The organism is Sulfurimonas xiamenensis (genome assembly GCF_009258045.1).
In the GTDB taxonomy this organism is placed as follows: domain Bacteria; phylum Campylobacterota; class Campylobacteria; order Campylobacterales; family Sulfurimonadaceae; genus Sulfurimonas; species Sulfurimonas xiamenensis.
The window spans coordinates 234683-256226 of record NZ_CP041166.1 but is presented as its reverse complement, the minus strand read 5'-3'; the positions used below and the strand labels follow the sequence as shown (position 1 = coordinate 256226).

Annotated in this window: 16 protein-coding genes and 5 tRNA genes; 1 reads left to right on the top strand and 20 read right to left on the bottom strand. The window is 37.4% G+C overall.

Going from position 1 to position 21544, the window contains the following annotated elements; translation table 11 throughout:
• Nucleotides 1–101: 101 nt before the first annotated feature.
• The 18 genes from fusA to FJR47_RS01360 form a co-directional block, all read right to left on the bottom strand.
• Nucleotides 102–2192: an elongation factor G gene (gene fusA, locus FJR47_RS01445; protein ID WP_152298714.1), complete on the bottom strand. Its 2091-nt coding sequence runs from the start codon at nucleotides 2190–2192 to the stop codon at nucleotides 102–104.
• Between the two features lie 11 nt (nucleotides 2193–2203).
• Nucleotides 2204–2671, bottom strand: coding sequence for a 30S ribosomal protein S7 (rpsG, locus tag FJR47_RS01440; RefSeq protein ID WP_152298713.1), 468 nt, complete (start codon nucleotides 2669–2671; stop codon nucleotides 2204–2206).
• Nucleotides 2672–2900: 229 nt separating this feature from the next.
• A complete protein-coding gene (gene rpsL / locus FJR47_RS01435; protein ID WP_137011707.1) occupies nucleotides 2901–3275 on the bottom strand; it encodes a 30S ribosomal protein S12 in 375 nt (124 codons plus the stop codon).
• A 215-nt stretch (nucleotides 3276–3490) separates the two neighbouring features.
• Nucleotides 3491–8011, bottom strand: coding sequence for a DNA-directed RNA polymerase subunit beta' (gene rpoC, locus FJR47_RS01430; RefSeq protein WP_152298712.1), 4521 nt, complete (start codon nucleotides 8009–8011; stop codon nucleotides 3491–3493).
• Nucleotides 8004–12149 carry a DNA-directed RNA polymerase subunit beta gene (gene rpoB / locus FJR47_RS01425; protein ID WP_152298711.1) on the bottom strand — a complete coding sequence of 1382 codons (4146 nt, stop codon included), beginning with the start codon at nucleotides 12147–12149 and terminating at the stop codon, nucleotides 8004–8006. The genes rpoC and rpoB overlap by 8 nt, the downstream gene beginning before the upstream one ends.
• Nucleotides 12150–12380: 231 nt before the next feature.
• Entirely contained in the window at nucleotides 12381–12752 is a 372-nt protein-coding gene (rplL, locus tag FJR47_RS01420) for a 50S ribosomal protein L7/L12 (protein ID WP_152298710.1), read from the bottom strand.
• An 84-nt stretch (nucleotides 12753–12836) separates the two neighbouring features.
• Complete coding sequence (rplJ, locus tag FJR47_RS01415) at nucleotides 12837–13316, bottom strand: 50S ribosomal protein L10 (protein WP_152298709.1); 480 nt, start codon at nucleotides 13314–13316, stop codon at nucleotides 12837–12839.
• A gap of 135 nt (nucleotides 13317–13451) precedes the next feature.
• A complete protein-coding gene (rplA, locus tag FJR47_RS01410) occupies nucleotides 13452–14144 on the bottom strand; it encodes a 50S ribosomal protein L1 (protein WP_152298708.1) in 693 nt (230 codons plus the stop codon).
• Nucleotides 14145–14209: 65 nt separating this feature from the next.
• Nucleotides 14210–14635 carry a 50S ribosomal protein L11 gene (gene rplK / locus FJR47_RS01405; RefSeq protein ID WP_152298707.1) on the bottom strand — a complete coding sequence of 142 codons (426 nt, stop codon included), beginning with the start codon at nucleotides 14633–14635 and terminating at the stop codon, nucleotides 14210–14212.
• Between the two features lie 19 nt (nucleotides 14636–14654).
• A complete protein-coding gene (nusG, locus tag FJR47_RS01400) occupies nucleotides 14655–15197 on the bottom strand; it encodes a transcription termination/antitermination protein NusG (RefSeq protein WP_152298706.1) in 543 nt (180 codons plus the stop codon).
• A gap of 9 nt (nucleotides 15198–15206) precedes the next feature.
• Nucleotides 15207–15386 (bottom strand): preprotein translocase subunit SecE, encoded by a 180-nt coding sequence (gene secE, locus FJR47_RS01395; RefSeq protein WP_152298705.1) that lies wholly within the window; start codon nucleotides 15384–15386, stop codon nucleotides 15207–15209.
• A gap of 62 nt (nucleotides 15387–15448) precedes the next feature.
• A tRNA-Trp gene (locus tag FJR47_RS01390) sits at nucleotides 15449–15524 on the bottom strand.
• A 46-nt stretch (nucleotides 15525–15570) separates the two neighbouring features.
• On the bottom strand, nucleotides 15571–15723 hold the full coding sequence (gene rpmG, locus FJR47_RS01385) for a 50S ribosomal protein L33 (RefSeq protein ID WP_137011688.1): 153 nt from the start codon (nucleotides 15721–15723) through the stop codon (nucleotides 15571–15573).
• 44 nt (nucleotides 15724–15767) lie between these two features.
• Nucleotides 15768–16967: an elongation factor Tu gene (gene tuf, locus FJR47_RS01380; protein WP_152298704.1), complete on the bottom strand. Its 1200-nt coding sequence runs from the start codon at nucleotides 16965–16967 to the stop codon at nucleotides 15768–15770.
• A 90-nt stretch (nucleotides 16968–17057) separates the two neighbouring features.
• Nucleotides 17058–17132, bottom strand: a tRNA-Thr gene (locus FJR47_RS01375).
• 176 nt (nucleotides 17133–17308) lie between these two features.
• Nucleotides 17309–17385: transfer RNA gene (locus FJR47_RS01370), tRNA-Gly, on the bottom strand.
• Between the two features lie 14 nt (nucleotides 17386–17399).
• A tRNA-Tyr gene (locus tag FJR47_RS01365) sits at nucleotides 17400–17484 on the bottom strand.
• Nucleotides 17485–17528: 44 nt separating this feature from the next.
• Nucleotides 17529–17605: transfer RNA gene (locus FJR47_RS01360), tRNA-Thr, on the bottom strand.
• 148 nt (nucleotides 17606–17753) lie between these two features.
• Between FJR47_RS01360 and FJR47_RS01355 the strand changes: the two genes are divergently transcribed.
• Complete coding sequence (locus FJR47_RS01355; protein ID WP_152298703.1) at nucleotides 17754–18482, top strand: YaaA family protein; 729 nt, start codon at nucleotides 17754–17756, stop codon at nucleotides 18480–18482.
• 2 nt (nucleotides 18483–18484) lie between these two features.
• On the opposite strand, the gene FJR47_RS01350 is transcribed toward FJR47_RS01355, so the two are convergent.
• Nucleotides 18485–20845 (bottom strand): heavy metal translocating P-type ATPase, encoded by a 2361-nt coding sequence (locus FJR47_RS01350; RefSeq protein ID WP_152298702.1) that lies wholly within the window; start codon nucleotides 20843–20845, stop codon nucleotides 18485–18487.
• A gap of 21 nt (nucleotides 20846–20866) precedes the next feature.
• Complete coding sequence (locus FJR47_RS01345) at nucleotides 20867–21478, bottom strand: hypothetical protein (RefSeq protein WP_152298701.1); 612 nt, start codon at nucleotides 21476–21478, stop codon at nucleotides 20867–20869.
• Nucleotides 21479–21544 lie beyond the last annotated feature (66 nt).

The following is a 21544-nucleotide window of genomic DNA, read 5'->3' as shown; positions in this document are numbered from 1 at the left end:
ATTTGTGAATTTTATATTTTGATAAATTTTATTTGAAGTTTTATTTTGAAATGATAGGGAGGATAAAATATCTCCCAAAAGGGAGCTATTTTGAGATTGGCTTAGCCGTTTCTCTTTTTAATGATCTCTTCAGATACATTTTTTGGAACTTCTTCATAGTGATCAAATTCCATAGCATATGTTGCTCTACCTTGAGTAGCAGAACGAAGATCTGTTGAGTAACCAAACATCTCAGCTAGAGGAACGAAAGCATCAACAATTTTGTTTCCTGCTCTGTCACCCATTGCATTGATTTGTCCGCGACGACGGTTAAGGTCACCGATAACATCACCCATATAATCTTCTGGAACTTCAACTTCAACTTTCATAATCGGCTCTAGTATCGCAGGATTTGCTTTTCTACAACCCTCTTTAAAGCCCATTGATGCAGCAAGTTTAAATGCCATCTCATTTGAGTCGACTTCGTGGTATGAACCATCATAAAGTGTTACTTCAATGTCTTCTACAGGATAACCTGCAAGAACACCGTTAGCCATAGTTTCAGCACAACCTTTTTCAACTGCAGGAATATACTCTTTTGGAATTACCCCACCCTTGATTTCGTTATGGAAAATAAAGCCTGTACCAGCTTCACCCGGCTTAATTTTAAGGAATACATGTCCAAATTGTCCACGCCCACCTGATTGTTTCGCATATTTGTACTCTTGAGAAACTTCTTTTCTAATTGTTTCACGGTATGAAACTTGAGGAGCACCAACTTCAGCTTCTACTTTGAACTCTCTTTTCATTCTATCTACAAGAATTTCAAGGTGTAACTCACCCATTCCTGAAATAATAGTCTGACCAGTCTCTTCATCTGTATGAACTCTAAAAGATGGATCTTCAGCAGCAAGTTTAGCAAGTGCTAGTCCCATCTTTTCTTGATCTGCTTTTGTTTTTGGTTCAACCGCAACAGAGATAACCGGCTCAGGGAAATCCATACGCTCTAATACAACAGGATCTGCAGCATCACAAAGAGTATCACCGGTTGTAGTAAATTTAAGTCCTACAACAGCCCCGATTTCTCCAGCATAGATCTCTTTTACTTCTTCACGCTTAACCGCGTGCATCTTCATAATACGACCTATTCTCTCTTTTTTATCTTTTGTAGAGTTGTGCACATATGAACCTGACTCTAATGAACCGCGATAAACACGAATAAAAGTTAACTGTCCAACAAAAGGGTCAGTCATAATTTTAAATGCTAAAGATGCAAATGCACCATTGTCAGTTGATGGAACAACAACTTCTTTTGTCTCATCATCCATCATAGTACCCTTAATAGGAGCACACTCTGTTGGAGATGGAAGATATGCAACAACAGCATCAAGAAGTGTTTGAACACCTTTGTTTTTAAATGCAGTTCCTGCAGTCATTGGAACAATGTGCATTCCGATTGTTGCAGCTTTAATACCTGCAATAATCTCTTCTTGAGTAAGCTCTTCGCCTTCTAGGTATTTCTCAGCAAGTTCTTCATTTCCATCTGCTTCAGAAATAGATTCAATAAGCTTTTCACGATACTCATTTGCTTTATCAATCATATCAGCAGGAATCTCTTCTACATGATAGTTTGAACCCATTGCAGCATCTATATCCCAAAGAACAGCATTCATTGTTACTAAATCAACTACACCGCGGAAGTTATCTTCTTGACCGATTGGAAGCTGAATTGGAACCGGATTACCTTTAAGACGCTCGCGTATTTGAGTTTCTACTTGGTAAAAATCTGCACCCGTTCTATCCATTTTATTAACAAATACAATCGATGGCACGCCATAACGGTTTCTTTGTCTCCAAACAGTTTCAGATTGAGGCTGAACACCGCCAACTGCACAAAAAACTGACACAGCACCGTCAAGTACACGCATAGAACGCTCAACTTCGATTGTAAAGTCAACGTGGCCCGGAGTGTCTATGATGTTAATCTGTTTTCCTGCCCATTCACAAGTTGTTGCAGCAGAAGTAATTGTAATACCTCTCTCTTGCTCTTGCTCCATCCAGTCCATTGTTGCAGCGCCGTCATGAACCTCACCGATTTTATGCTCACGACCTGTATAGAATAAAATTCTTTCAGTCGTAGTAGTTTTACCCGCATCAATGTGAGCAGCAATACCGATATTTCTTACATCTTCTAATTTATGTGATCTTGGCATAATTTATCCTATTACCAACGATAGTGAGCAAATGCTTTATTTGCTTCAGCCATACGATAAGTATCTTCTTTTTTCTTAAATGCAGAGCCTTTGTCAGATGCTGCATCCATAAGTTCATTTGCCAATCTCTCAGCCATAGTTCTCTCATTTCTTTTTCTAGAAGCATCAACTAACCATCTAATAGCTAGTGACAATTGACGCACCGGACGCACTTCTACTGGAACTTGATAAGTAGCACCACCAACACGACGACTTTTAACTTCAATAATCGGCTTAATATTTTCAATAGCATCATTAAATGTATCGATACCTGTTTTCTCACCGCGAGAACTTACGATATCCAAAGCGCTGTAGATAATCTTCTCAGCTGTACTTTTTTTACCGTCTAACATTATTTTATTTATAAACTTCGTTAAAACTTTGCTTCCATAAACTGGATCGGGCATAATTTCACGAACGGGAGCTTTTCTTCTTCTCATTTGTAATTTTCCTTATCTTCAATTTTTTCAAATTTACTCAAAACACTTAAAGTGTCCTGTAGCTAGCTTGAATATTTTGGCTTTTAGCCTGTATATTTTTAACTATTTTCTACGAAACCAGTTTCGTGGGCTTTGCGCCGAAGAAAACATAGCGTTAGCGTAGTCAAATGGGCTTTTGCTCATTTGGCGTACTAAATAGAAATAGCAGTACTAAAAAAATAATCTTTGATTATTTTTTTGGTCTTTTTGTTCCGTATTTAGAACGAGCAACAGTACGGTTAGCAACACCTGCAGTATCTAATGCACCACGAACGATATGGTACTTAACACCAGGTAAATCTTTGATACGACCGCCACGAACTAGTACGATTGAGTGCTCTTGAAGGTTGTGACCCTCACCACCGATATAAGAGATAACTTCAAAACCTGAAGTTAAACGAACCTTTGCAACTTTTCTTAAAGCTGAGTTAGGTTTTTTAGGTGTTGTCGTGTAAACACGAGTACAAACACCACGACGCTGTGGACATGATACAAGAGCAGGTGATTTTGATTTTTTAATCACTCTTTTACGCTCATTGCGAATCAATTGATTGATTGTAGGCATACAATTCCTTTACTTAATTTTTCCAGTAGAATTTAACTCACTGTTTTTTAGAGAGTTATAGACGCGTAATATTATATAAAAAGTGATTAAAGTTAGCTTATTTTAAGTATTAATTAATGTATAGAATTTTATGTGAGAAATAATAGAGTTGATACTAAGTGAGAGAGCTCTTCTTTTAGAAGTGCTCTCTCACTTTTAGTTAAAAAGAAAAAATACTATTTTTCTTCATCGCTGTTAAAAACTACCTCTTGATCTTTATAAATACCTGTTCCTACAGGAATAGTACGACCAATAATAACATTTTCTTTCAGATCGTTTAGATCATCTATTTTTGCGCTTACCGCAGCTTCAGTTAATACTTTAGTAGTATCTTGGAATGATGCAGCAGAAATAATACTGTCAGCTGAAACTGAAGCTCTTGTAATACCCACAAGGAATGGCTCAGCAATTGCCGGACGACCGCCAAGTTTGATAATTTTTTCATTCTCTTGTGCAAATTTATTTTTAGAAACCAAATCTCCTTCAATAAACTTCGTATCTCCAGATTTAACAATTTTGATTTGTCTTAACATCTGAGTAAAAATTACTTCAATATGTTTATCAGCAATATTAACCCCTTGTGAACGATAAACTTGCTGTACTTCACTTACAAGATAGTTGTAAAGTGCTTTTACACCCATAATACGCAATAATTCATGCGAAGAGATTATTCCCGATGTCAATCTCTCACCGGCATGCACAAAATCTCCTGCATTTACAACAGCTGAGTGAGATTTATCTACAAAATACTCTTTTATAATGCCACTCTCAGACGCAACAATAATTCTAATTTTACCGCGAAGAGGTTTACCAAAACTTACAATACCGTCTATTTCAGAGATAAGTGCTGTTGCTTTTGGACGACGACCTTCAAAAAGTTCACTTACACGAGGAAGACCTCCTGTAATATCGCTTGATTTTTGAAGCGCTTTTGGAGTTTTAGCAATAATATCCGCTACTTTAACCGTTGCACCGTTTTTAACATAAATAGATGTTTTTATTTGAAGCTGATATCTTAAAAGTTCACCATCTTCACTAGCAAGCACAATTGTAGGCTTATATTCAGCAGGAATATGATCGTTAATCATTAAACGAGTTTTCCCAGTCAGCTCATCATACTGTTCAGTCGCAGTAGTTCCAATAATAATATCTTCAAAATGCACTACACCGTTTGTTTCAGATATTATCGGATTAGAGTATGGATCCCACTCTGCAATTACAGTTGATTCATCAGTTTTTGGTTTTGCTATAACAGATTTAGCATCTACTACAGCATCATCATCCGCAACAATTACCGAACCGCGAGCAATATAGTGTCTTACAGCTTCACGATTATTTGAATCTACGACAGTAGCAAAAAGACCTTTCTCTACTACTTCATAACCAGGTTTAAGACCTTCAAATCTCTCCAGATAGTCGCCTCTTAACAAGAAGTATTTAACTACTCCTTCTTCTTTTGCGAAAATCTTTTGCGTTACCGGAGCACCGTTTGGAACTAAAACTTCAGACGCATACGGTATACGGCTTGGTACATTCCAGCCATCTTTAATAGTTTCAACGATAGACTCTAACTCTTTAACTTCTGAACCATCTTCATAAGGGAAGTAATATTTACCCTCGATATGTCCACCGATTCCCGCTAATTCATTTGGTTTGGCAATTTCATTTTTACGAATAGAGTAACGAACTGTTTCTGTTTTTGAAGTAACACTAATTATTACTTCATCATGAATTGTTTGAATCTCAATTTTACCTGCAAATGGCGCTTTAATTTTAGGTTCAACTAAAAGTACGGCAGCATTTCTACGGTTTGCAACTATATTTTTACCCTCTTTAGAAGCATATGTTTTCAAATTATAGTAACGGATAAAACCTTCTTTTTCTGCTATAACTTGTCTCTCTTGAGCAGTTGAACTCGCTGTACCACCCACATGGAATGTTCTAAGAGTAAGCTGAGTACCAGGCTCACCGATTGACTGAGCGGCAATAATACCAACAGCTTCACCTTTACGAACTATCTTGCCAGTAGCCAAGTTTACCCCATAACATAGAGCACAAATTCCATTTTCACTTTTACATGTAGTAGGTGTTCTTATATATGCTGTTTTAATGCCGGCTTCTGCTATAACTTTTGCACTTACTTCATCAATCAAAGTTCCCTCAGCATAAAGAATCTCATTACTGATAGGATCAATGATATCATCAGCTAAAACTCTACCGTTTAGTCTGTCTTCAAGAGATTCAATCAATGTATTTTGATCACTGATATCAGAGATCTCAATACCCTCATGTGTATGACAGTCATGCTCTACAATTTTTACATTTTGTGCAACATCTACAAGCTTACGAGTCAAATATCCCGCATTTGCTGTTTTAAGAGCAGTATCGGCAAGACCTTTTCTAGCACCGTGCGTAGAGATAAAGTACTCGATTACATTAAGACCCTCTTTAAAGTTAGAGATAATAGGGGTTTCGATGATTTCACCGCTTGGCTTAGCCATAAGACCACGCATACCAGCAAGCTGACGAATTTGAGCAGCCGAACCACGAGCACCGGAATCTGCCATCATATAGATAGAGTTAAAACCTTTTTTATCAGTTTGAACAAGCTCCATCATCTGAGTTGCCAAAGTATTGTTTGTATCTGTCCAAACATCGATAATTTTATTGTATCTCTCTTGTTCAGTTAAAAGACCCGCTTCATACTGTTTTTGAATCTCAAATACTCTATTTTTTGAATCAGCAATTTTAGCTGCTTTTGTTTCTGGAATTTTAATATCATCAATAGAGATAGATACTCCAGACTCAGTTGCATGTTTAAAACCTAAATCTTTAAGTCTATCCAAGAAACCTGCCGTTACTCCTATGCCACCATGTTTTTGAACATAATCTACAAGCTCATTGATAGCTTTTTTCTTCATAACTCTGTTCCAAAGTTCTGATGGAACAAAATCAGGTAAAACAGCTTTTAGAAGCATACGCCCTGCGGTTGTATGAATAATTCTTCCATTGTCTCTTGTTCTTACTTTTGCATGAATATCAAGAGCATCATGTTCAATAGCGATTCTTACTTCATCAACATTTGCAAAAAGTTTATTTGACCCTTTTACTCCATTTTTCTCTAGAGTAATATAGTAAATACCAAGAACCATATCCTGTGACGGAGTAGCTATCGCTTTACCCGATGCTGGCAGAAGAATATTCATAGATGCCATCATAAGAACTTTTGCTTCTGCAATAGCAGCTGAACTTAAAGGAATATGCACAGCCATCTGGTCACCGTCAAAGTCGGCATTAAATGCAGCACAAACCAACGGATGAAGCTGAATAGCTTTACCATCAATCAATTTAGGATGGAACGCTTGAATTGAGAGCTTATGAAGTGTCGGTGCACGGTTAAGCATAATAGGATAACCATCAACGATTTCAGCAAGACACTCCCAAACTTCGTTTGTTTTGTCCTCAATCATTTTCTTAGCAGCTTTAACAGTAGTCGCATACCCTTTATCTTCTAGCTTTGCAATCAAATGTGGTTTAAAGAGCTCTAGTGCCATCTTCTTAGGCAATCCGCATTGATCCATTGATAAAGATGGACCAACAACAATTACAGAACGGCCAGAAAAGTCAACACGCTTACCAAGCAAATTTTGTCTAAAACGACCCTGCTTACCTTTAATAATTTCACTTAAAGATTTAAGTGGACGCTTGTTAGCACCCTTTACAGCATTTGCACGACGACCATTATCAAAAAGTGCATCAACAGACTCTTGAAGCATTCTTTTTTCATTTCTTACGATGATTTCAGGTGCTTCAAGCTCTACAAGACGCTTAAGTCTTTGATTACGGTTAATTACACGACGATAAAGGTCATTAACATCAGAAACTGCAAATTTTCCGCCATCTAATGCAACCAAAGGTCTTAGATCAGGTGGAAGAACAGGCAATACAGTCAGCATCATCCATGCAGGATTATTTCCAGAGTTTAAGAAAGATTCTATTACTTTAAGTCTTTTTGCAATAGTTTTTCTTTTAGCTTCACTTTTTGTAAGCTCAATCTCTTCTTTAAGCTGCGTAAATGCATCAACTAAATCGATTGAATCTAACAAATCACGAACAACTTCGCCGCCCATGCGAGCTTTAAAACCTAGTTCGCCAAATCTAGACACTAAAGTACGGTACTGCTCTTCATTTAAAACATCATATTTTAAAACAGGAGTTTTTGCTTCAGCATCATAATATGCTTCGCCACCCTCTTCTACAATATATGCCTCATAGTATAGTACACGCTCTAAATCTTTCATCTTGATACCTAAAAGAGTACCAATACGAGAAGGTAGTGAACTAACATACCAGATGTGCGCAACCGGAGTTACAAGATCAATATGACCCATACGAACACGGCGGACTTTACTGCTTGTTACTTCAACACCACACTTCTCACAAACAACACCTTTATAGCGCATTTTTTTGTATTTACCGCAAAGACACTCATAATCCCTTACAGGACCAAAAATCTTAGCACAAAATAGACCGTCGCGTTCAGGTTTAAGTGTACGGTAGTTGATAGTTTCAGGTTTTTTTACTTCACCATGACTCCAAGATAACACCTTTTCAGGAGAAGCTAAACGAAACTGTATCTGTTTTATATCAGTCGGTCTTTTCTCTTCAGTCACTTCAATAGCTACTAATTTACTCATCGTCTTCTACCTCGTCAAATATTTCTACATCAAGAGCTAATGATTGCAGCTCTTTAGTTAATACAAAGAGTGTCTCTGGAATACCGGATTCTGGCACCAATTCACCTTTTGTAATTGCTTTATACGCACGAACTCTTCCATCAACATCATCAGATTTGATAGTTAACATCTCTTTAAGAACAGCACTTGCACCATACGCTTCAAGTGCCCAAACTTCCATCTCACCAAATCTCTGCCCTCCAAATAGCGCTTTACCGCCGACTGGCTGTTGTGTTACAAGTGAGTATGGTCCAGTTGAACGAGCATGAATCTTCTCATCAACAAGGTGATGAAGTTTAAGCATATACATATAACCCACATTTACACGCTCTTTAATCTTCTCGCCTGTCTTGCCGTTATAAAGAACAGTTTTACCATCTGTATCCATCTTTGCAAGAGCAAACAACTTTTCAAACTCTTCAGAATTTACACCTTCAAATATAGGAGATGCAAATTTAACACCTTTTGACCAGTCACGAGCATAGTGAAGAAGTTCATCGTCACTCATTTTTGCAACAACTTCTTTTGCATTCATCATACCTGCAACATCTGATATCTCAATCATTTTTGCGCGAATATTTTGAATAAAATCTTTTTGTTTAGAGTTAAACTCTTCTAAGATTTGATTTCCAAGTTCACGACCTGCCATACCTAAGTGCATCTCTAATATCTGTCCGATATTCATACGAGAAGGAACACCAAGTGGATTAAGACAAACATCAACGCTTCTTCCATCTTCCATGTACGGCATATCAACTTCAGGAACTATAGTAGAAACAATACCCTTGTTTCCGTGGCGTCCCGCCATTTTATCACCGACTTTCAGCTGGCGTTTTGTAGCGATGTATACTTTTACATACTTCACTACACCGTTTGGCAGAATATCATCTTTTTCTAAGATATTTAATTTCTCTTCATGCTCATCGCGGAAGAGTCTCTTCTCTTTTTGGAAATAGTTTTTCGTTTTATTGTATTCTGCTTGAATCTCTTCACTAAATGATTTTACAATCGCATTCATAGCAAAACGGTTTACTTCAACCAAGTCTTTACCATCGATTATATCTCCGGCTTTATACTCTGTATCACCGATTTTAATATCAGCTATAAGAGGCTCTTTTGTAAGAAGTTTTGTAACTCTCAACATCTCCTCTTTATCTATCATAAGAAGTCTGTCGTAGTGTTCACGCTCCAAATAATCACGCTCCTCTTTTTCAAGTTCGAGTGCACGCGCATCTTTGTCATAACCTTTTTTTGTAAAAATCTTTACATCAACAACAACACCTTCCATACTTGGAGGACAATAAAGAGATTTATTTGTTACATGTCCAGCTTTTTCACCAAAAATAGCACGAAGAAGTCTCTCTTCAGGAGTCGGTTTAACTTCACCTTTTGGAGACACTTTACCAACAAGAATCATTCCGCCTCTGACAGTTGTACCTATTTTTACAATACCGCTCTCATCTAAATGAGCAAGCTCATCATCTCTTACATTTGGAATATCACGAGTAATCTCTTCAACGCCATGCTTTAACTCTCTTGCTTCAGCCTCTTTTTCATAAATATGAACAGATGTAAATGCATCTTTACGGATTAATCTCTCTGATATTACAATAGCATCCTCAAAGTTATAGCCATTCCAAGGCATAAAAGCAACCATTGCATTAATACCTAGTGCCAATTCACCCTGATCCATATTTGGACCGTCGGCAATTATCTGACCCTTTTCTACTCTTTGACCCAGTTTTACAATTGGCTTTTGAGCAAATGAAGTGTTTTGGTTTGTACGAAGATTTTTTTGTAAAGGATAATAATCTATATATATCTCCCCATCATCTTCTCCCATAACATAGATATGTTTACCATCAACTTTCTCTACAACACCTGAGCGTTTTGCTTTTACACACTCCCAAGAGTCACGAGCAACAAGCTTTTCAACACCAGTTCCCACCATAGGAGCGTCAGGTTTTAAAAGAGGTACTGCTTGTCGTTGCATGTTTGAACCCATAAGCGCACGGTTTGCATCGTCATGTTCCAAGAAAGGAATCAGGGAAGCTGCAACACCAACAACCATATGAGATGATAAGTCGGCATATTCACACTCGGATACAGGGCGGTGAAGAATCTCTCCATCCATTCTTGTAACAACCAATTTATCTATAAATTGACCGTTTTCGTCCAGTTTGTTAGATGCAGCCGCTATTCTTTTGCCCTCTTCCTGTGTTGCGGTAAGATAAACAACCTCATTAAGAATTTTCCCATCTTTCATTACTTTATACGGAGCTTCAATAAATCCATGCTCATTTACTTTAGCATATGTTGCAAGAGTATTGATAAGACCAATATTTTGTCCCTCCGGTGTCTCAATAGGACAGATTCTTCCATAGTGAGTCGGGTGAACATCACGCACCTCAAAGCCAGCACGCTCTTTTACTAAACCGCCCTCACCAAGAGCAGATAGACGACGCTTATGCGTTACTTCTGAAAGTGGATTTGTTTGATCCATAAATTGAGACAATTGACCGCCCGAGAAGAATTCCATAATAGTTGAAGTAATCATCTTTGAGTTTATTAAATCGTGAGGCATAAGCTCATTCATCGGTCCACTCATAGTTGAGAGTTTGTCACGAATCGCTTTTTGCATCTTGATAAGACCGTTATGTAACTCATTTCCTAAAAGCTCACCGATAGAACGGATACGACGATTACCTAAGTGATCTCTATCATCAATATGACCTTGACCATTTTTAACTTTAATAACATATTTTACAGATTCGATAATATCTTCATGCGTTAAAACAGTTATATATTCAGGTATATTAAGACTTAATTTATGATTCATCTTCATACGACCGACTTTTGTCAAATCATATCTTTCAGGATCAAAAAAGAGTTGATTTACAAATACTTTTGCAGCATCTTTTGTTACAGGCTCACCCGGTCTCATAACTTTATAAATACGAATTGCCGCCAAATCATTTTCATCTTCGATATCTTCTGTCTGCTTTAATAATTTTAGTGAGTCTGAATCAGCATTAAATGCATTGATAATCGAGCTATCCACACCCTCAGCCAAATCATTTGCGATACTAAAGTTTGTTACACCGACTTCAACCATTTTTTTAAGTTTTACTTCATCAATATGAGTCATAGTGTCAAAAAGAATTTCACCCGTTTCAGGATCAATAATAGGCTTTGCCAAATAGCGGTCTAACAACACTTCAAGAGGATATTCAACTTCTTTAATACCATCTTCAAGAAATTTTTGTGCTTTTTTGCTGGAGAGTCTTTTTCCAGACGCTAAAATAACATTTCCCTCTTTATCAATCAAATCATATGTCAGTCTTGATGAGTAATCGTTTGGATTAAATTTCATTAAATATTTATTGTCAACTATATTGATTTGCTGAATAGGATAAAATAGTTTTAAAATATCTTGTTTAGAATAACCAAGTGCTCTAAACATAATAGTTACAGGAACTTTACGGCGCTTATTAATTCTCATATAAAGAATATCTTTAGGGTCATACTCAAAATATAACCATGAACCGCGATCAGGTATAATCTGACCTGTATAGATAAGCTTATTGCCAGAAGTTGTTGACTCCTCTTCTTTAAAGATTACACCCGGTGAGCGGTGAAGCTGATTAACAACAACTCTCTCAACACCATTGATAATAAAAGAAGTTCTCTCAGTCATAAGCGGGATATCACGAACAAATATACTCTGCTCTTTAATATCTTTAACTCCTAACTTCTCTTTAGTATTTTCATCTCTGTCCCAAAGAACAAGACGAGTTTTCATTCTTAGGCTAACTGCATAAGTAAGACCACGCTCCATACACTCTCTAACTGTGTATTTAGGCTTGCCTACTTCACTGCCGATATACTCAACTGTAAGTCTGTTTTGAGCGTCATGAATAGGAAAAACTGATTGGAATACTGTTTCAACACCGCTTTGCGCTCTATCTTTTTCATCAAGCATCAAAAATTTGTTGTATGAACTTTGTTGCAGTTGCAGTAAGTTTGGTACTTCTATCTGTTGAGGAGTTTTAGAGAAGTCTACACGAAGACGGTTTCCGGAATATAAAGTGTTTAACATTGGCTACCTCGATGAGTTGTTTTTAAGACTTAATCTTTAGGATTAAGAGTATCGGATCTAGGCGTCCCTAGATGATTTTTAGCTCAAAAAATAAGAGCTTTTTTAAATAGTGCTTATAAACGACATAAGGGCACTTTTACGAAGAGATAAAAATCCATTCGTAAAAGCGCCCAATAATGCGTGAATACACAGAAAAAAATATTTTTCTGTGTCACGAGCAGATAAAAGAAATTATTTAATTTCTACTACTGCACCTGCTTCTTCAAGTTGCTTTTTAGCATCTTCAGCAGTCTCTTTATCAACACCTTCTTTGATTGTTGATGGCAAGTTTTCAGTTGCATCTTTAGCCTCTTTTAGTCCTAGACCTGTAAGAGCACGAACAACTTTAATTACACCGATTTTTTTAGCACCAGCATCAGTAATAATTACATTAAATTCAGTTTGCTCTTCAGCAGCAGCACCGCCAGCTACAGCACCACCAGCTACAGCAACAGGCTGAGCAGATACACCAAATTTTTCTTCAAATTCTTTTACCAATTCAGCAAGTTCTAATACAGAAAGTCCTGAAATAAACTCTAATACATCTTCTTTAGTTATAGCCATAATATAGCTCCTTAATTTTTTATTTTATAAAAATGAAGAATTACCTTCATCTATTTTTAACGATATCAGAAATAGTTCTGCTATCTACGCCTCTTCTTTTTGTTGTCTTAACGCATCAAGTCCGATTGTGAAACATGTAATTGGTGCCATCCAAGTAGCAGCAAGCATAGCAAGAAGCTCTTCACGACCAGGAAGTTTAGCAAAAGCTTCAACTTTAGCAGCATCAGCAGGTTCACGATCAACATAAGCAGACTTAATTACAAATTTTTCATTATCTTTAGCAAAATCAGCAGCTATTTTAGAAGTAGCAACCGAGTCAGAACCCCATACTAAAATGTTAGTATCTTTTAATTCAACACCTGTTAGTTCAGCATTGCTTAGTGCAATTGTTGCTAAAGTATTTTTAACAACTTGAACTTTTGCGTCTTTTGCACGAGCAGCTTTTCTTAAACTCTCAAGATTTGAAACACTCAATCCTTTGTAATCACAAAAGATCACACTTTGAGCATCTTTGAATTCATTTGAAAGTACTTCAATAATTTCAGCTTTTTGTGTTTTTGTCATAGAATATCTCCTTTCCAGACAATACTTCAAATAGGCAATTAAGCTTTCGCACCTATTATCTTCAGTCCATAAAATGCAGTTACCAAAGTAGTAACTTAGTAGTGCTTTACGAATAAAGCACTTAAAATCACTCTTTTATTTAATATCAGCCAGTTGCATAATATCAAGTTTAATAGCAGGACTCATAGTTAAACTAAGTGCACCGTTCTTAATATAGCGACCTTTAGCTGAAGCAGGCTTATGCTTATTGATAGCTTTAATCAAAGATGTTAAATTTTCAGCTATTTTATCTGCATCAAAACTTGCTTTACCGATACCTGCATGTATATTTCCTTTTTTATCAACACGGAAATTTACCTGACCGCCCTTAACATTTTTAACAGCAGTCGCAACATCTGGAGTTACAGTACCTGTTTTAGGGTTAGGCATCATACCTTTTGGCCCTAGAATACGACCAATTTGACCAACAAGACCCATACAGTCAGGCGCAGCAACAACGATGTCAAAGTTAAAGATACCATCTTTAATTTGTTGTACTAAATCATCAGTACCTACAATATCAGCACCAGCTGCTTTTGCTTCATCAGCTTTAACACCTTTAGCAAAAACTGCAACACGAACAGTTTTACCTGTACCATGTGGAAGAACAATTGCACCACGAATCATCTGATCCGCGTGTCTTGGGTCTACATTCAGATTTAGTGCTACTTCAACAGTCTCATCAAATTTTGCACTTACTAAGTTTTTTACAACTGATGAAGCTTCTTCTACGCTATATATTTTTGTAGTATCAACTTTTTCTATTAATTGTTTATATCTTTTACTCATTCTCAAATTCTCCTATGAAATTCTGCCACAAAATTTTATATCATTGTGGTCGATGATATTTGTTTCTAGTCTACTACTTCTATACCGATTGAACGAGCAGAACCGGCAATAATATTAGCTGCCATATCTTTATCATCAGTATTTAAATCTTCGATTTTTCTATCTACTACTTCCATCAGTTGCGCACGAGTAATCTTTGCAACTTTATTTTTGAGTGCATTATCAGAACCTTTTTTAAGTCCTGCAGCATTCATTAAAAGAGCAGATGCCGGTGGTTGTTTTGTAATAAAAGTAAAGCTTTTATCTGTATAAACAGTAATAATAACAGGAACTTTAAATCCCATTTTATCTTTTGTTTTTTCATTAAATGCTTTAGTAAATTCCATGATATTAACACCACGCTGTCCTAAAGCAGGTCCAACTGGAGGTGCAGGTGTTGCTTTTCCAGCTTCAATTTGCAACTTGATGTAGCCTAATATTTTCTTTGCCATCTTTTTTCCTTTTTAAAATTTAAATTATCTTTTCAACTTGCGTGTAAGAGATATCAACCGGAGTTGCTCTACCGAAAATTGAAACATTAAGTTTTAGAGTTCCATGCTCTAAATCATACTCATCCACAGTTGCCGTAAAGTTTGCAAACGGACCTTCAATAATACGAACAGTTTCACCTCTGTCAAAAAATACTTTTGGTTTTGGTGCCGCGCGATTTTGAACACGATCAAGAATTACATTGATATCATGCTCGCTTAGTGGCGTAGGCGTATTTGCTTCGCCAATAAATCCAGACACTTTTGGAATGGTCTGGATAAGATGTTGTATTTCTTTGTTGAGATCTATTCTTGCAAAAACATATCCTGAATAGAGTGATCTTTCAGATATTTTTTTCTTACCCTCTTTTACCTCAATAACATCTTCTGTTGGAACTACAACATCTGTTATAGCATCTTGCAATCCCATCTCTTCTATCATATTTAGAATTGCTTGACGAACTGTTCTCTCATTTCCATATGTCTGTATAGAGTACCACTGATGATTACTTTTTTTTTCCTCCACTGCTACTCCTTATCCTAAGATTACTGACATAATTGATGACATTGCCAAGTCAACTAAAGCTAAAAAAGCAGTTATAACAGCAACAACAATTAGAACTGATATATAAGCTTGTTTTACCTGACCTTTTGTAGGAAAAATAACTTTACTTAACTCTAGCTTTGCATTTTTAATATGTGTACCTAAATTCATTCAAACTTTCCTAGTAGTCATTAATTATCGATAAAGCTCTAAAGCTTTACAAATAATTAATGTGGCAGGCGTAGAGAGACTCGAACTCCCAACACCCGGATTTGGAATCCGGTGCTCTACCATTGGAGCTATACGCCTAAATAGACAATAAAGCTAAGTCAAAAGACTATAGCTTAAATTGCAACTATAGTTTCATCTCTTTATGAACAGTGTGCTCACGACAAAACTTACAATATTTTTTTACCGAAAATTTTTCAGTATGTGTTTTTTTATTTTTAGTAGTGTGATAGTTACGACGAGTACACTTCTCACAACCTAAATGTATTGCTTCTCTCATGTTATTAACCTTTTAAAGGATTTTGCATATTCGCACAAGGCGAATTATGCAAGAATCTCAGCTACAACACCGGCACCAACAGTTCTTCCACCCTCACGGATAGCGAACTTAGTACCTTTTTCCATAGCAATTGGGTGAATTAATTCAACAGTAATACTTACATTGTCACCAGGCATAACCATTTCAGTACCTTCTGGTAGTGTAATTGCACCTGTAACATCCGTAGTACGAACATAGAACTGTGGACGGTAGTTAGTAAAGAATGGAGTATGACGACCACCCTCTTCTTTGCTTAGTACATAGATCTCAGCTGTAAATTTTGTATGCGGAGTGATTGAACCCGGCTTACAAAGAACTTGACCACGCTCAACATCATCTTTACCGATACCACGAACAAGAATACCACAGTTATCGCCTGCTTCACCTTGATCCATCTCTTTACGGAACATTTCGATACCTGTAACAGTTGTTTTTTGAGTATCACGGATACCAACGATTTCGATTGTATCACCGATTTTTACAAGACCACGCTCAATACGACCTGTTACAACAGTACCACGACCAGAAATTGAGAAAACATCTTCAACTGGCATTAAGAAATCTTTGTCAGTTTCACGAGTAGGCTCTGGGATATATGCATCAACCTCAGCCATTAGTTTTTGAATTTTTTCTGACCATGGTCCAAGAGTACCACTTTTTGCCTCTTCTAAAGCTTTTAGTGCTGAACCAGCTACGATTGGAGTATCATCACCTGGGAAATCATAAGTGTCAAGAAGTTCACGAATCTCCATCTCAACTAGCTCTAATAACTCTTCATCATCAACCATATCTTCTTTGTTCATAAAAACAACGATATAAGGAACACCAACTTGCTTAGAAAGAAGAATGTGCTCACGAGTTTGCGGCATTGGACCATCAGCTGCTGAAACAACAAGAATAGCGCCATCCATTTGTGCAGCACCTGTAATCATGTTTTTAACATAATCCGCGTGACCCGGGCAGTCAACATGCGCATAGTGACGATTATTTGTTTCATACTCTACATGTGAAGTTGCGATTGTGATACCACGCTCACGCTCTTCAGGAGCATTGTCGATTGCATCATAATCCATCATTTTTGCACCGTTTGTTACTGCTAAAACTGCAGTAATAGCTGCTGTCAGTGTTGTTTTACCGTGATCTACGTGACCAATAGTACCAATGTTTACATGCGGTTTATTACGCTCAAACTTTTCTTTTGCCATAGTGTCCTCCGACTTAATTTGTGAATAGAAATGGAATTATACCCAAAAATTATTCAATTATTGCTTAAATTTTATCTATACTTTATCTTATGGAGCTCACGAGCGGATTTGAACCGCCGACCTCTTCCTTACCAAGGAAGTGCTCTACCCCTGAGCCACGAGAGCATAGTAAAAATAAATAATCAGCAATAAAAAAAGCAATAATTGCATAATTTTTTAAAATATCTTAAATATTAGTAAATTTTTGTGTAGACAGCTATGAAGATATTTATATATTAATATAAATCATAAACATATTAAGAAGTAGGTTGAATTTGTACTTCAGCTTCCAGAATGTTCAATGGAGCGGGTGAAGGGACTCGAACCCTCGACCCTCAGCTTGGAAGGCTGACGCTCTAGCCAACTGAGCTACGCCCGCATGTGCCATTGAAATGGTGGTGAGAAGAGGAGTCGAACCTCTGAACCCGTAGGGAGCGGATTTACAGTCCGCCGTCGTTGGCCACTTGACTATCTCACCAGATTTATCCGGTCTAACACTGTTTCTAATATTCTCGAATTCAATGGTGCCGACACGAGGATTTGAACCCCGGGCCTGCTGATTACAAATCAGCTGCTCTAGCCAACTGAGCTATGTCGGCATCGAATTTGAGCCAGAATTATAGTGCAATATATTTTCAATGTCAAGAGTTTTTAGCTAAAATTTTATAAATTTTAAATTTTAGGTAAAAGTAGCTATTATTTGCCTATATTTTACTACTTTTTTACATTCACAAAGGTTTTATTTAAATGCTAAAGATACTTTTTTCACCTGCTGAGAGCAAAAAAATAGGAGGCGAAGAGTCAAAAAAAGAGCTTTTTGGCTCCAGTGGCGCAAGAGAAGGCATACTCAACGAATATGTCAATATTGTCAATAGCGGTAATGAAGATACTATAAAAGAGCTTTTTGGGTTTAAAAGATTAAGCGACTGCAAACCATACATAAATAATATTTTTGATGCGCCTCTTATGCATGCCATTGAGAGATACAACGGTGTTGCTTATGAGTATCTGGATTTTGATTCACTTGAGCCAGAAGCAAAAGAGTATCTCAAATTAAACACTATTATCTTCTCAAATCTTTACGGGCCGCTGCTTGGAGGAGACGCAATAGCAAACTACAAAGTAAAACAGGGAAACAATATAGGCAGTTTTATACCGGATAAATTTTACAAGGATAGATTCTCGTATCAGCTCGACCTCTATCTTGCAAACTGTGAGATACTGGATCTGCGCGCAGGGCACTACGATAAGTTCTATGAGATCAAAAAGCCATACACTACTCTAAAATTTTTAAAAGGCGGCAAGAGTGTAAGTCACTGGGCAAAAGCATATAGAGGTTTAGTTTTAAGAGCAGTTGCACAAAACAATATAAACTCTATAAAAGAGTTTATGGCTCTTGAGATAGAAGGTTTAAGTATTGCAGAGATTAGAGTTATAAAAGCCAAAACAGAAATTATCTACAATATTATGGAATAAAATTATAATTTTATTCCTTTAAGTCTAAGTGAGTTTGTAATTACAGAAACTGAGCTAAAACTCATTGCTGCCGCCGCTATCATCGGTGAGAGCAGTATCCCAAAGAATGGGTAAAGCACTCCCGCAGCAATTGGAATTCCTACAGAGTTGTAAAAGAAGGCAAAAAATAGATTTTGTCTGATATTTCGCATTGTTGCTCTGCTTAGAACTCTTGCTCTGACTATGCCTCTTAAATCACCCTTTACCAAGGTAATACCGGCACTCTCCATGGCAATATCAGCTCCCGTTCCCATGGCAATGCCTACATGTGCAAGAGCAAGTGCCGGTGCATCGTTTATGCCATCACCTGCCATTGCAACGATGTGCCCTTTTGCCTGAAGCTTTTTAATAATCTCTGCTTTTTGCTCAGGCAGCACCTCAGCGTGTACTTCATCTATGCCAAGTTTTTTCGCGACAATTTCTGCTGTGGTTCGGCTATCTCCTGTCAGCATTACTACTTTTATGCCTTGCGCATGCAAATTATGAATAGCTTCTTTTGTGCTCTCTTTGATAGGGTCGGTAATGGCTATAAAACCGGCTGCCGTTGAGTCAACGGCAACCAACATAACAATTTTGCCCTCAAAGCGTTCTATATCTGCTTTTTTTGATAGTTCAAGGGCATTAATATTTAAACTCTCAAACAGCTTTAGATTACCCACGGCAACTCTCTGTCCGTCAACTTCGCCTGTAATTCCCATACCGCTTAAAGAGTTAAAGCTCTCAACTTTAACCAACTCTACATCTCTCTCTTTAGCACCATTTACAATAGCTTCTGAGAGCGGATGCTCACTCGCTCTCTCCAAACTAGCGACCAAACGCAAAAGTTCCTCTTCACTAAATCCATCTTCTGCATGTAAATTTACCAGTTTAGGTTTTCCCTCCGTTAGCGTTCCTGTTTTATCAACTACCAGAGTATCAACCTTTTGCATTATTTCCAAAGCTTCGGCATTTTTAATTAATACCCCGCTTGTGGCACCGCGTCCCGTTGCTACCATTATAGAGATAGGCGTAGCAAGACCGAGTGCGCATGGACATGCAATAATAAGCACTGAAACAGCGCTAACGATGGCATAAGCCAAACGAGGTTCACTTCCCCATATCCACCAAATAAAAAAGGTTATCAGGCTTATGCCGATAACGGCAGGAACAAAATAGGAAGAGACGACATCAGCCAGTTTTTGTATGGGCGCACGAGAGCGCTGTGCCTTTGAGACCATATCTATGATTTGTGAGAGCAGAGTGTCTGCGCCGATTTTTTGGGTTCTCATAAGCAGAGTGCCGCTTGAGTTAATTGTAGCGCCTATGAGTTTCTCGCCTGCAAACTTTTTAACGGCAACCGGCTCACCGGTAACCATTGATTCATCTACACTGCTTTGACCATCTATAACCACTCCGTCTACCGGAACTTTCTCTCCCGGGCGGACACGCAAAATATCTCCGACTTGAACCATCTCCAGTGCTATATCTTCTTCATTGCCGTCATCTCTAACTATCCGTGCACTGTTTGGAGCAAGCTCTAACAAAAGTCTGATTGCTGCGTTTGTTTGTGAACGGGCGCGAAGTTCAAGAACCTGCCCCAAAAGAACAAGCGTTGTGATTACCGCTGCCGCTTCAAAATATAGATGTACCAGACCATCGTTCATCTGCATCATAGGCGGAAAAATATGCGGCATTATCAGAGCAACAACACTGTAAGCCCATGCAACAAAGATACCAATTGCAATAAGCGTAAACATGTTTAAATTCATAGTTTGCAAAGATTTGTAACCTCGTACAAAAAATGGCCAACCTCCCCAAACAACAACAGGAGTAGCAAGCAAAAATTCTATCCATTGAACCATCTTCATACTCATTCCATCAGGCAACAGTGATGGCATCATATCTACACTCATAGCTAAGATAAACACGGGAACAGAGAGAACGGCACTAACCCAAAAACGACGGCTCATATCTATAAGTTCTTCATTTTTTTCTTCTACTGCTTTTGCGACAACCGGTTCAAGTGCCATACCGCATCTTGGACAGCTTCCGGGATAATCTTGAACTATTTCTGGATGCATGGGGCATGTATACTGAGTGGCTTGAGAATCTTTTTTATGAGTTATTTGAGTACCTATAGAGCAGGATTGCTTATCATTACAGATAGACTCACTCTCTTTTAAATAGTTTTGCGGATTTTGTTTAAACTTCAAAAGACACTGCTCACTGCAAAAATAGTAATCTTTCCCCGAGTAATTATAATAGTATCTGGAATCACGAGACACATCCATACCACAAACAGGGTCTTTTAACTGACTGGATTCTCTATTAAAACTAATCTTCATATCACCGCCATCCTTATTTAATTAAGATTGAGTCACCTCTGTCTCTTCTTCTAAATCTTTAAAATCAGATCTTCTCTTATTTAACTCTTTTCTGTATGTATCAAAATCTCCAAAATCAAAAAATTTCTCATATCTGGAGTGCATATCTATTTGCGGTTTTGAGTGTTTTATGGGACACCAAAACTGCTCAGTTCTGGCTGCTATCTCTCTTGTGTAGCCTATTACACCGTTAAAGTATTCACAATACAAACAATTTATCTTCTCAACTCTGTCTAAGTAAAAAAGATTGTATCTGTCTATAACAACATAATCGCTTCTTTTAACTTTAGGTATTTTGTATATAGGAAAACAGACTATTTGAAAGATGCTAACAAACACATCGACAAGAAGTGCCGGTATCATCATAGACCAGATAAAGGGGATGGTAAAAATTGCCAAAACAGGAAAAGAGGAGAGGTATTTTATGGAACTTATAATTTTTGATCTTCCCTCTTTTATAACACTCTCTTGAAATTTTACCTTCTTATCTTCAAGCGTATAAAAAAACTCATCTTGTTTTTTTCTAAGCTCCTCCATAAGCTCATCTTCAAGGCTTTTTATCTGTGCTGCGATCTCTTCAATCCTGTTATCCATCAAATGCTCCAGTTTTCTTTTTTATAGTATAGCAGTATTCTTTTATCAATTTAGTTAATATACTCT

Excerpts from the sequence above, each read along its gene's own strand:
- fusA (WP_152298714.1), bottom strand. The coding sequence starts at position 2,192 with ATGCCAAGATCACATAAATTAGAAGATGTAAGAAATATCGGTATTGCT.
- rpsG (WP_152298713.1), bottom strand. The coding sequence starts at position 2,671 with ATGAGAAGAAGAAAAGCTCCCGTTCGTGAAATTATGCCCGATCCAGTT.
- rpsL (WP_137011707.1), bottom strand. The coding sequence starts at position 3,275 with ATGCCTACAATCAATCAATTGATTCGCAATGAGCGTAAAAGAGTGATT.
- rpoC (WP_152298712.1), bottom strand. The coding sequence starts at position 8,011 with ATGAGTAAATTAGTAGCTATTGAAGTGACTGAAGAGAAAAGACCGACT.
- rpoB (WP_152298711.1), bottom strand. The coding sequence starts at position 12,149 with ATGTTAAACACTTTATATTCCGGAAACCGTCTTCGTGTAGACTTCTCT.
- rplL (WP_152298710.1), bottom strand. The coding sequence starts at position 12,752 with ATGGCTATAACTAAAGAAGATGTATTAGAGTTTATTTCAGGACTTTCT.
- rplJ (WP_152298709.1), bottom strand. The coding sequence starts at position 13,316 with ATGACAAAAACACAAAAAGCTGAAATTATTGAAGTACTTTCAAATGAA.
- rplA (WP_152298708.1), bottom strand. The coding sequence starts at position 14,144 with ATGAGTAAAAGATATAAACAATTAATAGAAAAAGTTGATACTACAAAA.
- rplK (WP_152298707.1), bottom strand. The coding sequence starts at position 14,635 with ATGGCAAAGAAAATATTAGGCTACATCAAGTTGCAAATTGAAGCTGGA.
- secE (WP_152298705.1), bottom strand. The coding sequence starts at position 15,386 with ATGAATTTAGGTACACATATTAAAAATGCAAAGCTAGAGTTAAGTAAA.
- rpmG (WP_137011688.1), bottom strand. The coding sequence starts at position 15,723 with ATGAGAGAAGCAATACATTTAGGTTGTGAGAAGTGTACTCGTCGTAAC.
- tuf (WP_152298704.1), bottom strand. The coding sequence starts at position 16,967 with ATGGCAAAAGAAAAGTTTGAGCGTAATAAACCGCATGTAAACATTGGT.
- FJR47_RS01355 (WP_152298703.1), top strand. The coding sequence starts at position 17,754 with ATGCTAAAGATACTTTTTTCACCTGCTGAGAGCAAAAAAATAGGAGGC.
- FJR47_RS01350 (WP_152298702.1), bottom strand. The coding sequence starts at position 20,845 with ATGAAGATTAGTTTTAATAGAGAATCCAGTCAGTTAAAAGACCCTGTT.
- FJR47_RS01345 (WP_152298701.1), bottom strand. The coding sequence starts at position 21,478 with ATGGATAACAGGATTGAAGAGATCGCAGCACAGATAAAAAGCCTTGAA.